This is a genomic window from Paenibacillus sp. FSL R7-0313 (assembly GCF_037969885.1).
In the GTDB taxonomy this organism is placed as follows: Bacteria; Bacillota; Bacilli; order Paenibacillales; family Paenibacillaceae; genus Paenibacillus.
This window is the reverse complement of sequence record NZ_CP150219.1, coordinates 2,094,974-2,110,353: the sequence shown is the minus strand read 5'-3', so window position 1 is coordinate 2,110,353 and position 15,380 is coordinate 2,094,974. Positions and strand designations below refer to the sequence as shown.

Annotated in this window: 1 protein-coding gene; it reads right to left on the bottom strand. The window is 54.5% G+C overall.

The window, feature by feature from the left end; genetic code table 11:
- Window positions 1–121: 121 nt before the first annotated feature.
- Window positions 122–15,139 (bottom strand): amino acid adenylation domain-containing protein, encoded by a 15,018-nt coding sequence (locus tag NSQ38_RS09210; RefSeq protein WP_339788681.1) that lies wholly within the window; start codon window positions 15,137–15,139, stop codon window positions 122–124.
- Between the last annotated feature and the right edge of the window lie 241 nt (window positions 15,140–15,380).

Below are 15,380 nucleotides of genomic sequence, written 5' to 3'. Positions count from 1 at the left end.
GTCCGATAAAACTTGCTTTCGGCCTGCGCGTTTACGGGCTTGATTTACGGACTTGCAAGTTGTTCGACGTCTTCCTGGGATGCGCACCACTTTCGCTTGACGGCGGAGCGCGCTTGTAATATTAAAACGCGAATTCGATCGTATCGACGGCACTCTTTGCGCCTGCCGCCGGTTTATGACATTCAATCCGGCTTAGCTCAAGTTGTGGATTTTCCGCAATTTGAGAAAGTACCCGCAGGTAATCCTCGGTTAAGGTGCGGATCATCGTTTCTTTGAACAGTTTGGTGGCGTAGAAAAAGCCCCCGCTCAGCGCCCCTTCGTTTTCATACATAAACAGCGTCAGATCAAACTTCGCTTCTTCCAGTTGGTCAAGCTCGTAATTCTTCAGGCTGACCCCTTCCAGTTCGGCGTCTCGTTCTTCGATATTTTGCAAGTCGAAAACGGCATCAAACAGTGGGAAGCGGCCAGGCTCCCGCTTCACATTCAAACGCTCCACGAGCTCCTCGAATGGATAATCCTGATTCTCAAAAGCTCCCAAAGCCGTTTCCTTGACTTCATCAAGGTAGGACAAGAACGTTTTTTCGCCTGACGGACGATTTCGGAGCGCCAGTGTATTAACAAACATGCCGATGACCGGCTCCAAATCGGCGTTAGTTCTTCCCGCCACCGGGGTGCCCACGATTAAGTCTTCCTGCCCGCTGTACTTGGACAGCATCACGGTATATGCCGCAAGCAGTACCATGTACAGCGTGCTTCCACGCTCGGCCGCCAATTCACGCAGCCGCGCAGAGAGAGAAGCATCGACATCGAACTCCAGATGCGCGCCTTCGTAGTTGCGAACTGTAGAACGTTCGTAGTCCATCGGCAGATCCCCCGTTGGCAGCTCGCCTTCAAAGGTTTGCAGCCAGTACACTTCCTGCTGCCCGATCCGCTCTCGGTGAACCTCCGACTGCTGCCAAACGGCATAATCCTTATATTGAATGCGTAGTGGCGGCAGTTCTTCCCCGGCATAGAAACGCGAGAATTCATCCATCACAATCGCCATCGATACGCCGTCCGACACAATATGATGCATATCGAAAAGGAGAATATATCGGTTCGGCTCCAGTTCGATGACTCCGGCGCGCAGCAGCGGCGGCTTGCCGAGATCAAACGGACGAACGAAGTTGCGGACGATCTGCTCAACTTGAGCTGCATCCTCTGTATCCGCTTGATGATGCTCAATAGCAAAATCGACCTGCGGGTAAATCCGCTGAACCGCTTCGCCTTTCACCATTTCAAAACCGGTGCGCAGCGATTCATGCCGTGTTATCAGTTTCCGCAATGCGGCTTCCAACCGGTCTAAATCAAACTTGCCTTCCACCTGTACCAGTTCCGGCATGTTGTAAAGTTGATCCGCTCCATCCAGCGTGTGCTGAATAAACAGCCGTTTCTGCGCGGAGGACAGAGGGTAGTACTCTCTCTCTTCCGCTTGAGGGATGGCCTCATGCTCCCGCCGTTCCATCCGGGCGATCGCCTCGGCCATCGCCGAAATCGTCGAGTGACGGAATACGTCACGCAGCGGGAGGTTGACGTTTAATTCCTTAAATACCTTGCCTGCCAGCGTTGTCGCTCGCAGGGAGTGACCGCCGATGTCGAAGAAGTTGTCGTACACGCCAATCTCCTTCGCAAGCCCCAGCACCTCCTGCCAAATCACCGCCAGCTTCGTTTCCAGCTCATTGCGTGGTGCGACGTACTGCGTTCCGCTTCCCGCTTCTCCTTCCGGCGCTGGCAGCGCCTTCCGGTCTATTTTGCTGTTCGGTGTCAGCGGCAGACGCTCCAGCTCCACGAAGTACGACGGGATCATGTAACCCGGTAACTCCTGTGCCAGCGCATTGCGCAGATCGTTCACCAACAGCTCCGCACCGGTCTCCAGCGTGTAATATGCACACAGCGCCTTCTGACCGTTCGCATCACTTCGAACCAGCACCACCGCTTCGCGCACACCTTCCACCCGCAGCAGCTGCGACTCGATCTCACCCGTCTCGATCCGGTAACCCCGGATTTTTGCCTGGTTATCGATCCGCCCGATGAAGTCCATGTTGCCGTCTTCCATCCACCGCGCCAAGTCTCCCGTGCGATACAACCGCTCACCCGTGGTGAAAGGGCTGTCTACAAACTTCTCTTCCGTCAGCTCTGGACGGTTCAAGTACCCGCGCGCCACGCCGACTCCGCCGATAACCAGTTCACCCAGCACGCCGACTGGCACCGGGTTCAGATGTGCATCCACGATGTAGAATTTCGCATTCAGCCACGCTTTGCCAATCGGCACATGGCCTGTCTGCGGCAGTTTCGCCAACTGCTCGTCATAAAAGCTGGAGTCGATCGCAGCTTCCGTCACACCGTAGGCGTTAATAACGCGGAACGACGAGCCGAACCGTTCCTGTAAGGTACGGTAATCCGCCACACTGCAACTGTCCGAGCTTGTGATCAACAGCTCCATCCCGCTTATATCCAGCCCCTGTTCGTGCACATATTCCATAAACGGTACGATCAGTGCCGGCGTCGATTCAAAGATGGTGATCCGCTCCCGCTCCATCCAGTGGTGCAGACGAGACGGATCAATCCGGTCCTCCTTAGGCACAATCACCATCGTGCCTCCGTTATACAGCGTCCGCGCGATATCACCCACGAATACGTCAAACGAGAAGCTGGCGAGCTGCAACAGCCTTACCGGGAACTGATCCAATCGATATTCCCGTCGGTAACCCGCTGCCGTGTTCACCAGACTACGATGCTCGATCATTACACCCTTCGGCTTACCCGTCGTACCTGACGTGTAGATCACGTAGGCCAAATCCTCTGGACGAGCTTCATGGAAGCTGTCCAAGCCAGCAACCTTCAGATGACTCGGATCATCGCTGTTCACAGCACCCGTCAGCTCGCCGGAGGAGCCTTGTCCGAAGTCCATTGGTGCATTCGCTCGGTCTTCGCTGTATGACGTTTCGTCATCGAGATACAGTACCGTCTCCAGTGCTAGTTCCTCTTCGCCGAGCCAGGATTCGGCACGCTCTCGCAGCGGCGTTTGTGTCAGCAGTACCTTCGCTCCGCTGTCTTCGAGCATAAACCGCACCCGGTCCGCCGGATAATCCGGGTCGAGCGGTACATAGGCCCCTCCCGCTTTCCAGACGGCCAGTACGGCCACCAGCAAGTCCACCGAACGCTCGGCGAGAATGCCGACGATTGACTCCCGGCCGATACCGCTTGTGCGCAGCGCAGCCGCCAAGCGGTTCGCCCGCTCGTTCAGCTCCGTATACGTTAAGCGATCGTTCTCGTACACGACGGCTTCCGCTTCCGGTGTGCGTTCCGCCTGTTCCTCGAACAGCTGGTGGAACGCCGCCACAGGAGCCGGTTCTAGCTGCGCTGGATTAAACGCACCGAGAACTTGTTCTTTTTCCTCTGCAGTCAGCAAGTTCAGCTCGGCAATCTTCGCATCGGGACGGTTTACAATTGTCACGAGCAGCTGCTCATAATGTTTTGCCAGCCGTTCAATCGTCTCCCTTTTGTAAAGAGCCGTCGCATATTCAAAGCTGTAATCCAACCCGCCGTTCTCCTCGCCCACATCCAAGCTGATATCAAACTTCGCAGTATCCAGTACGCTCGGATAAGGAATCAGGCGAAGCCCTTCCAGCTCAAATTGTTCGTTCTCCGTATTTTGCATCGTAAACATCGTATCAAAGAGCGGATTACGGCTTAAATCACGGGTGACTTGCACCTTGTCCACCAATTGTTCAAACGGATAGTTCTGATGCTCAAAGGCATGCAGAGTTGTTTCTTTGACTTCGTTCAGATATGACAGGAATGTTTTTTCCGAAGACGGATAACTGCGAATCGCCAGCGTGTTTAGGAAAATCCCGATCAACGGCTGCACATCTCCATGATTCCTTCCGGCAATTGGCGTACCAACGATCACGTCTTCCTGACCTGAATATTTGTGCAAAAGCACGTTATACGCCGCAAGCAGCACCATAAACAGCGTCGTGCCCGTTTCCGAAGCCAGCCGTTTCAGGCCGTCGGTTTTTGAAGCGTCGAAGAAAAACTCCATCGTTTGGCCCTCATAGCTCTGTACAGCCGGACGTGGATAGTCGGTCGGCATTTCCAGCACTGGAAGCTCGCCCTGGAACATGTCCAGCCAATACGCCCCCTGATGCTGAAGCCGTTCCTGCTGCTCCTGCGAATGCTGCCAAACGGTGTAGTCTTTGTACTGAATGCGCAGCGGCTCCAATTGCTCTCCACCATACAAGCGCACGAATTCTTCAACAAAGATTTCCATTGAAACGCCGTCAGAAATAATATGATGCATGTCGTACATCAAAATATGGCGTTCCGGAGCCAGCTCAACAAGGCCTACCCTCAGCAGCGGTGGCTTAGCCAAGTCAAACGGACGGACGAAACCGTGAACCACCGCTTCGACCTCTTGCTCATCCGCTTGATAGAACTCCACCGCAAAATTCACATCCTGGTAAACTCGCTGTGATGCTTCGCCATCCATCATTTCGAACCCTGTGCGCAACATTTCATGCCGCGCCACGAGCTTGCGGAACGTTTCTTCGAACCTTGCCCGGTCCAAAGCACCCTCCAGCAGCATCGCTTCCGGCATGTTGTAACTAAGCTCCGCACCTTCCAGCTGGTTCAGGATAAAGAGACGTTTTTGAGCAAAAGATTGCGGGTACACCTCTCGGTCATCCGCCACCGGAATGGCAACGAATGTCTGCTCATCCAGCTGGTAAATGACGGACGCCATGCTCTCGATCGTGGAATGGCGGAACACGTCGCGCAGCGGCAGATCCACGTTCAACTCCTTATGAATCTTGCTGACCAACGTTGTCGCGCGCAGGGAGTGGCCACCGATGTCGAAGAAGTTGTCGTGAACACCAATCTCCTTCGTAAGCCCCAGCACTTCCTGCCAAATCACCGCCAGCTTCATTTCCAGCTCATTGCGTGGTGCGACGTACTGCGTTCCACTTCCCGCTTCTCCTTCCGGCGCTGGCAGCGCCTTCCGGTCTATTTTGCCGTTCGGTGTCAGCGGCAGACGCTCCAGCTCCACGAAGTACGACGGGATCATGTAACCCGGCAACTCCTGTGCCAGCGCATTGCGCAGATCGTTCACCAACAGCTCCGCACCGGTCTCCGGCGTGTAATAAGCACATAGCGCCTTCTGCCCGTTCGCATCACTTTGAACCAGCACCACCGCTTCGCGTACACCTTCCACCCGCAGCAGCTGCGACTCGATCTCACCCGTCTCGATCCGGTAGCCCCGGATTTTTGCCTGGTTGTCAATCCGCCCGATGAAGTCCACGTTGCCGTCTTCCATCCACCGTGCCAAGTCTCCCGTGCGATACAACCGCTCACCCTCGGTGAAAGGACTGTCTACAAACTTCTCTTCCGTCAGCTCTGGACGGTTCAAGTACCCACGTGCTACCCCAACGCCGCCGATGACCAGCTCGCCCAGCACCCCGACAGGCACCGGGTTCAGGTACGCATCCAAGATGTAAAACTTCGTATTCAGCCACGCTTTGCCGATTGGCACATGACCTGTCTGCGGCAGTTTCGCCAACTCCTCGTCATAAAAGCTGGAGTCGATCGCAGCTTCCGTCACACCGTAGGCGTTAATAACGCGGAACGACGAGCCGAACCGTTCCTGTAAGGTACGGTAATCCGCCACACTGCAACTGTCCGAGCTTGTGATCAACAGCTCCATACCCCTTAATTCCAACCCCTGCTCATGCACGTACTCCATGAACGGTACGATCAGTGCTGGTGTTGATTCAAAGATCGACACTTGCTCCCGCTCTATCCAGTAGTGCAGACGAGACGGATCAATCCGATCGTCCTTCGGTACAATGACCATGGTGCCTCCGTTATACAACGTGCGAGCGATATCGCCCACGAACACGTCAAATGAGAAGCTCGCGAGTTGCAGCAGCCGCAAAGGGAACTGATCCAACCGGTATTCCCGCCGGTAGCCCGCCGCCGTGTTCACCAAGCTGCGGTGCTCGATCATTACACCCTTCGGCTTGCCTGTCGTCCCCGACGTGTAGATCACATAGGCCAAATCCTCTGGACGAGCTTCATGGAAGCTGTCCATGCCCACAACCTTCGAATGGCTCTCATCTCTACCGTTCACAGCCCCCGTTAGCTTGCCGGCGACTGGATCGGAAACCATGCTGGAGCTAAGCGTTGCATTCTCCCGGTCTTCGCTGTACGACGTTTCTTCGTCGAGATACAGCACCGTCGCCAGTGCCAGTTCCTCTTCGCTGAGCCAGGCTTCAGCACGCTCTCGCAGCGGTGTTTGCGTCAGTAGCACCTTCGCTCCGCTGTCTTCAAGCATGAACCGCACACGGTCCACTGGATAATCCGGATCAAGCGGCACATATGCCCCGCCTGCTTTCCAGACGGCCATCATGGCCACCAGCAGGTCCACCGAACGCTCGGCGAGAATGCCAACAATCTCCTCCCGGCCAATGCCGCTTCCGCGCAGCGTAGCCGCCAAGCGATTCGCCCGCTCGTTCAGCTCCGCGTACGTTAGGCGGTTATTTTCATACACTACGGCCTCCGCTTCCGGCGTGCGTTCTGCCTGTTTCTCAAACAGCCGGTGGAACGCGGCCACAGGAGCCACTTCCGATTGCGCCGGGTGGAACTCGCCGAGAATTTTCTCTTTTTCATCTGCCGTCAACAAGTTCAGCTCAGCGATCTTTGCATTCGGACAGCTTACGATCGCCGCAAGCAAATGTCCAAAATGAATCGACAGCTGCCGGATCGTGCTTTCTTTATAAAGAGCCGTTGCGAATTCAAAGTTGCACTCCAGCCCGCCATTTTCTTCCGTAACATCCACACTCAGATCGAACTTGGCCATACCATATTCGCTAGGGTACGGGGACAATTTCAGCCCTTCCAGCTCAAACTCTGACTCCTCCAGGTTTTGCAGGGAGAACATCGTGTCAAACAGCGGGTTGCGGCTCAAATCCCGGCTAACCTGCACTTTATCGACGAGTTCTTCGAACGGATAATTCTGATGCTCATAAGCGCCTAAGGTCGTTTCTTTCACTTCTTCCAAATACGACAGGAAGGTCTTCTCCGAAGCTGGATAATTGCGGATCGCCAGCGTGTTGACGAACATTCCAATCAAAGGCTGCATGTCGCCGTGCGTTCTGCCCGCAATTGACGTGCCAACGATCAAATCATCCTGACCTGTGTATTTATGCAAAAGCACGGTATATGCGGCAAGCAACACCATATATAGCGTCGTTCCTCTTTGAGCGGCCAGCTGCTTCAAGCCTTCGTTCGTTGCCTCATCCACGAAGGACGTCAGCGTATGTCCCTCATAGCTCTGTACAGCAGGACGCGGATAGTCCGTTGGCATTTCCAGAACCGGCAGCTCGCCCCGGTAACGGTCCAGCCAGTAAGCTTCCTCGCGTTTCAATTGCACTTTTTGCTCGTCCGATTGCTGCCATACCGCATAGTCCTTGTACTGAATGTGCAAAGGCTCTAATGACTCACCCCCATACAGACGAACGAGTTCCTCAACAAACACGTCCATCGAAACCCCGTCGGAGATGATATGGTGCATGTCAAACATCAGTAAATAACGATCGGCTGCCAGCTCTACGAGCTCGGCACGCAGCAACGGTGGCTTCGCCAAGTCGAAAGGTCGGATAAAAGCCTGCACGACTGCAGACGCTTCTTCCTCGTTCGCATGACGGCACTCGACGGCAAAATTAACGCTCTCGTAAATACGCTGTACCGCTTCGCCTTGTACGATCTCAAATCCGGTTCGCAGCGTTTCATGACGTTTGATCAGTCCGCGGAAAGCTTTCTCCAGCAGGCTATGGTCAATCGATCCTTCGAGCAGCAGCACACCCGGCATGTTGTAGCTCTGATCGGCTCCTTCCAGCTGATTCAGGATAAACAGCCGCTTCTGAGCTGAGGAAAGTGGGTAATACGCTCTTTCATCTGCCAGCGGAATCGACGAGAACAACTGCTCTTCAATCCGGGAGAGGGCGAGAGCCATCTCTTCGATCGTTGAGTAGCGGAATACGTCGCGGAGAGGCAACTCGACGTTCAACTCCTGATGCACCTTGCTCACCAGTGTCGTTGCCCGCAGGGAATGGCCGCCCAAGTCAAAGAAGTTGTCATGAACTCCGATGTGCTCCAATCCAAGCACGCTTTTCCATATTTCAGCCAAGCTGGCTTCCAACGGAGTCCGAGGCGGAGTACGTCCTTCGCCCGGCTGCAGGCTCTCCTCAGGTGCCGGGAGGGAGCGGCGGTCGACCTTGCCGTTCGTTGTCAGCGGGAGCCGCTCCAACTGGATCATGTAAGCCGGGATCATATAGGCCGGCAGTTCCTGGGAAAGCACGCTCTTCAGCTCAGCCGCCGGAAGATCACGGTCCGCCTCATAATAGGCGCAAAGCTGCTTCTCTCCGGAGGTGTTTTCCCGCGCGAATACCGTCGTTTTCCGAATTCCCTCCACTTTCTGAAGCTGAGCTTCGATCTCGCCCAGCTCAATACGGAAGCCGCGGACTTTCACTTGGTCATCTGTCCGCCCCACGTATTCAATCGTGCCGTCCGGTAGCCATTTCGCCAAATCCCCTGTCCGGTACATGCGCTCTCCCTGCACAAACGGATGGTCCACAAATTTCTCCGCCGTCAGCTCCGGCCGGTTATTGTAGCCCCCTACCAAGCCTTCTCCGCCGACGCAAAGCTCCCCGGCCACGCCGATCGGCAGAAGTTTATTCTGGCTGTCGACGATATACACCGTCGTATTGCTGATCGGCCGTCCGATGGGTACGGTAACCGCGGACTCATCGACAAAGTCGACTGGAAGATACGTGGTATAAACCGTGCTTTCCGATGGGCCGTACAGGTGGTTGAGCCTGCCCGGTCCGATATGAGCGAGTGCTTTACGCACATGGCCGACCGATACGCGCTCTCCTCCGAACAAAATCGCCCGGACATCCCGCAGGCAGTCGACGTTCACATCCACAAGGACGTTGAAGAAAGCCGTCGTAATCAGCATGACCGAGATTCGCTCACGCTGGATGAGATCCGCCAGCTGGCCGATTTCCAGCAAAGTCTCGTGGGGAACCAGCACCAGCCGTGCCCCGTTGGTCAAAGCGCCGAAAATATCAAAAATCGCTCCGTCGAACGAATAGCTCGAAAGCTGGAGGACATGGTCCCGCTCAGTGATGTCGATATAATTCGTATTGCGCACGATCCGCACGATATTGCGGTGTGAAACAAGGTTGCCTTTTGGCTTGCCCGTCGTGCCTGACGTATAGATGATGCAAGCCAGATCTGTCGCTTCGTTACCCGGATTTAGATTTGTGCGGTCCTCGTGATAGAAGGACTCGTCATCCAGTAAAATCACGGAGTCCGAACCCGCCAGGCGCTCGCGCAATCGGCTTTGCGTCAGCATAACCTGCGCACCCGAATCCTCGATCAAGAAACGGATACGCTCCTCGGGATATTCCGGGTCAATCGGTACGTAAGCCGAACCGGCTTTGTGTGCCGCCAGCATACCCACCACCATTTCGATGGAACGCTCAGCCATAATGGCGACCAAACGACCTTTGGATATCCCGTGGCTACGCAAGGTACGAGCAAGGCGGTTAACGCGTTCGTTCAGCTCGCGGTAGGTCAGCTCTTGCCCATTCAAGGAGATGGCAGCTGCATCCGGGATGCGCTCCGCCTGCTCTTCGAACAATTGAATGAGCGTTTTCCCGCGCGGAAATTCCGTGGTGGTGTCATTAAAACTTCCGAGAAGGTCAGCCTTTTCCGCCTCCGTCACAAGTTCCAGCTCGCCCACGGTAATTTCCGGGTTATCCGCCACCTGTTCCAGCAAATGAACGAGATGCCCCTTAAGCCGCTCAATACTATCTTTATCAAACACTTCGGCGTTAAAGTCGAACCGAATTTCAATCTCGTCTCCCGGCACCACGGTGACGTTGAAGTTATAGTTTGTCTGCTCCTCCATCTGAACATCAGCGATCGTCAGGTCGCCGTGCTGCTGGTCCCCCGCCTGCTCCATCTGCTCGTCCACCGGATAGTTCTCAAAAGCGATGATGTGGTTGATCAGGTTCTGCTTTTGCACGCTGCGGGCCTGAATTTCATACAGCGGATAGTAATCATAACGCCCGGACTCCAGCGCCCGCTCTTGAAGCTTCGCCATCAGGTCGGCGAACACGGTGTCCGCTTCGCTCGTAACCCGGACTGGCACCGTATTGATGAACAGCCCGATCATGGACTCAATGCCCGGGATTTCCGCCGGTCTTCCGGCCACGACGCTGCCGAATACGGCATCGTTTGTTCCGTTATATTTTTGCAGCATCACGCCCCAAATAGCTTGCAACAGTGTATTGACCGTAACCAGGCGCTGTTTCGCCACACGGTCCATCCGCTCGCTCAAGTCCTTGCCCAGCTCGGCGGTGACGTGATCAGCCGTAAATCTGCCGTTGGGCGCCAGTTCCTTTTGTCCCGGGAGTACGGTTTGCCCTTCATAACCTGCCAGGAATCCCATCCAATAGGCTAATGCCGCCTGATCGTCCTGTTTCTCCAACCATTCGATATAGGCGCCATAATCCGATCCCTTATCTCCCGCTGACTGCTCGCCGGATGCCAAGGCCGAGTATGCCTCAAACAGCTCCTGCATCAGCTGAGCCAGGCACCAGCCGTCCATCAAAATATGTTGGAAACTCCACAGTACATGATAGCTTTGCTCTTCGGTGCGCAGGATCGTGAACCGAACGAGCGCGTCATGTTCCATGTCGAAGCCGCGAAGCTTGTCCTCCTCGGCCTTTTTATCCAAGTAAGCTTGTTTCTCGTCCACCTGCAAATGAAGCAGCTCTTCATATTCAAAACCGACCGGCTTGTCGCGGTATATGATTTGCAACGGCTCGCCCGCCGGTCCTTTCACAAAATTCGCCCGCAGCACCAGATGACGTTTCGCAAGTTCCATCCAACTCCTCTCAAAAAGCTGGACGTCGAGCGCTCCCCGCATCGTAAACCGCGTCTGCTCAAAGTAAGCTGCCGTTTGCCGGTCAAGCGCGCTGTGGAACCACATGCCCTTCTGCATCGGCGTAAGCGAGTAAATATTTTCGATTTCCCCAAGATGGCCGGAGCGCTGGGGGATTTGCTCCAATTGGGCAATGGTCAATCCTTTAAATTGCACGTCGCTCGGCGTCAATTCAGTGTTTTCTTTACCTGCACAGTGGATAATGATGTCTCGGAGACTTTGCTCAAGCCCCTGAGCGAAGGCTTCCATCGTTTCCTTGCGATACTGCTTCCGGCTGTAGCTGAGATCGAGCGATAAAGCGCCGTCCAGCACCATGCCGTTGATATCCAGCACAAAGCTACGGGCCTGCCGGTCGCTAGCCGGGCTGCCGCTGGAATAAGAAGATATGCCGATCTCGTCCTGGTTGACATCATCGTCGAACTGACCGAGGTAGTTAAAGTTAATTTCCGGCTCTGCGCCCCAAACCAAGCCATCCTCCGATTTGGAGAGATAGCGGCATACCCCGTACCCAAGCCCCTTGTTCGGAATGCGGCGCAAGTTTTCCTTGACCTGTTTAATCTGATAGGCCAAATCTCGGTCGGTTTCCGGCTCCAGTACGACCGGAAACTTGGTCGTAAACCAGCCCACTGTACGCGTGATGTCGATATCCGTTCCGATTGATTCACGTCCGTGTCCTTCGAGATTGATCCGCACCCGTTCGTACCCCGTCCATTTGTGTAAGGCTATTCCGAGCGCCGTTACCAAAATATCATTCATTTCAGTGTTGTAGGCACGGTGAACCCGCTTCAGTAGCAGCTCCGTTTCTTCAGGAGTCAAACGGACAAACAGCGATTCGCTGTCCTGCTGCGTCGTAACGTCCGCCTCCATATCCTTCGGCACGGCCAGAACCTCCATTTGTTCCACGGCCTGCCAATAGGCCCGTTCCTTTGTCATCTCCGGACTTTGCGCGTAAGCAGCCAGCTGCTCGGACCAAGTGCGGTACGCATCTGTTTTCGCCGGGAAACGAATTTCCTCGCTTTTTCCAGTCTGCTCGTAACCTAGAGCGAAATCCTCCATCAAAATGCGCCAAGACACGCCGTCTACCACAGCATGATGAACCGCGAGCAGCATATGATCTCCGTCCTCGCACTGGAACAGTCCCGCCTTCATGAGGGGCCCGTTCTCCAGATCGATGCCTGCTTGAATGTCCGTTGCCTTCGCTTCCACAACCTGCGTGGGATTCTCCGCATCCTTAAAGTCGAACACGTCCAGCGTGAACAGCCCACCATCCTGAATCGCTCGGTTTAACGCACTAAACCCTTGTTCCGTCTTGCAGAACACCATGCGCAAGGCATCATGATGCTCGGCCAGCTTTTGCAGCACCTGATACACTGTCTCTTCGTTGAAGCGTACCTTCCGATAAAACATCACCGACTGGTTGAAATGATGCGGGTCCGCAAAGGAACTCTCGAAAAACCAATGCTGAATCGGTGTCAAAGCCGTTTCACCCGTTATTTCGCCTTGATCGATGGTACGTCTGATCGGTTTCACATGCAGGCTGAGCTGTGAAATCGTCGGATATTTGAATAAATCCCGGATTTCCAGCTTGTACCCGGCTTGATGAAGCCGCGAAGATACTTGAATGGACTTGATCGAGTCTCCGCCGAGCTCAAAGAAATGATCCGTTACCCCAACACGATCGGCGTTCAATACCGCCTGCCACACAGCAGCAAGCGTTCGCTCAGCTTCATTGCGAGGAGCTACGTACGCGCCGCCGGTCAGTGCGTTTCCTTCCGGGGCAGGTAAAGCTTTACGATCGATTTTGTCGTTCGGCGTGAGTGGCATCCGCGGAAGCTGAACAAAATGTGCCGGAATCATGTAATTCGGCAATTTTTGCGCCAGCGCGCTTCTCAGCTCGCCGAGCGTAAGAGGGAGACTCGCGACCAGGTAAGCGCACAGTTCTTGCCCGCTTTTGCCTTCCCGCGCGATCACAATCGTCTCCTGCACCGAGTTGATCTGCAGAAGCTGCTCTTCAATCTCACCGACCTCGATTCGGAATCCACGGATTTTCACCTGATGGTCGATCCGGCCCAAGTACTCCATATTACCGTCCGGCAGCCAGCGGGCGAGATCTCCTGTCCGGTAAAGGCGTTCTCCCGGCGCAAACGGATGTTCCACGAACTTCTCTGCCGTCAGCTCCGGTTGGTTCAGGTAACCTCTCGCAAGTCCCACGCCTGCCACGCACAGCTCGCCGTCCACTCCCGGAGGCACAAGTTGCAGGTGGGCATCCAAAATAAAAATCTGATGATTAGCCAGCGGGCGCCCAATCGGAATAACTCTGCGCTCCGGCTGCTGCTCATCCGCATCCCAAAGCGTCGTAACAATCGAAGCTTCGGTAGGACCGTAAGCATTGAAATAGTGAACCTTTGCTTTCCACTGCTGCACGAATTCGGCCGATACCGCCGAACCTCCGGTTACAAGCTTTGTTAAGCTGGGAAGACGGTCCGGGTTCAAATGAGCGCTGTATGTTGGAGGCAAAATCGCCGCCGTAATCGCATGCTCGTTCATATAACTCTCGAACAGACGAGTGTCGAGAATTGTTTCGGCCGTCGGGATGTACAAAGCCGCGCCAAAATAGAGTGCTTTGAACACTTCCCAGCAGGATGCGTCGAAGGACAAGCTGGCAAATTGAACGATCCGGTCATGCTCCGTGATGCCCAGCCTGTCTGCGAACATCAGCTTCAAACTGACCAAACCACGATGCTCCAGCATAACCCCTTTGGGTTTGCCCGTTGTACCTGACGTATAAATGACATAAGCAAGATCGTTTGGACCACTGGCCGCCTCCAGGTTGGAGCCATCGTCGCTATAGGCTTGTTTGTCATCTAGCGCCAATACGGTCCCTTCGAACGGGACTTGCTGTAACAGCTCTCTTTGAGTCAATAGCAGCTGCGCGTTCGAGTTCTCCAGAATGTAGCGGATACGTTCTTCCGGGTACTCCGGGTCGATCGGCACGTAGGCACCGCCAGCTTTCAGAACCGCCAGAATGCCAATGACCGTCTCCAGCGATCTCCTGACCATCAAGCCTACCAACTGATTGGGCAGCACACCGACCGATCGTAGCGTACGCGCCAGTTGGTTTGCCCGTTTGTTCAACTCTGCATATGAAAGCCGCTGCCCCTCAAAAACAACCGCCGTCGCCTCGGGCACACGCTTCGCTTGCTCCTCCACAAGCTGATGAATCGTCCGATCACGAGGATAGTCCTTCTCGGTATCGTTAAAGCTTTGCAGTAATTGAAATTTTTCGTCCTCCGACAGCATGTCCGCTCGCACGATGTCCAGCTCCAGCTCATGAAGCCCCACGGACAGCAGGCGATTCAGATGGCCGACGACCCGATTCATGAACTCGGAGTCATATAAGTGCTCGTTATATGACAGCGCTAGCTGTATCGTCCCGTCGGTTAAACTGAATTCAAAGGAACAGTCCGTGACCACGTTTTGCCCAATTTCGTCCAGATGCAGCTCATTAAGGGATACTAGCGTATGGACGAAGGGTATCCCTTCTGCATATTGCAGATCCAGCTTCTCCGTCATTTTCAAGAACGGAATATGTTGATGCTGAATGGCTTCCGGCAAGGAAGTCCTCAGTTCGCTCAGAAGCGTTTTAAAAGTTGCCCCCACCGAAAGCGAGTTTTTCAAAATGACCGTATGATTAACGGATCGACGCGTCTCCCCCTTTTTCGGCACAACCGGCATGCCGACCAGAATGTCTGAAGCGCCTGTATATTTATGCAAGAGTGCCTGAACACCGGCGAGCAAAATCATAAAAGCGGCCAGCGGAGTACCCTTGCTCATTTGAAGGACGCGCTGCGCCGCTTCCTCCGAAAGCGAACCGCCAACGGTTTTCACATTGGGCACCAGGGAGTTTGGAGCTTTGCTGTAAGGCAACCGCGTCAAGGTATAATCGTCACTACCGAATTTTTCGTTCCAAAACAACGTTTCTTTTTCAAAAGCCATCTGGATCGTTCCCCTCTCTTCATCGGTAAAAGCAATCCGGCGGAGCATATGCCAAAGCAACACTCCAGCCTCGCTCATCTCCTTTTCAAACATCTGACAACAATATTAATGGCTTGCGCCATGTCACCGCTTGGATTGCCCAGTTGATCGCATGCGGCAATCCTCTGCCTAGCAGCTGTCCCGCTCGGCTCCCATGCGTAAAGGACAACAACAAGCATTGTTCTACGCAAGAGATGCTCGGACTTCTCTGCTTCAATATGCTTGCTGCAGACGAGCCACCCGAAGACGGGATTTGGTTTAACATAGGGTTTGGAATTGGATTTGGGGATAAACG

Excerpts from the sequence above, each read along its gene's own strand:
- NSQ38_RS09210 (WP_339788681.1), bottom strand. The coding sequence starts at position 15,139 with ATGTTTGAAAAGGAGATGAGCGAGGCTGGAGTGTTGCTTTGGCATATG.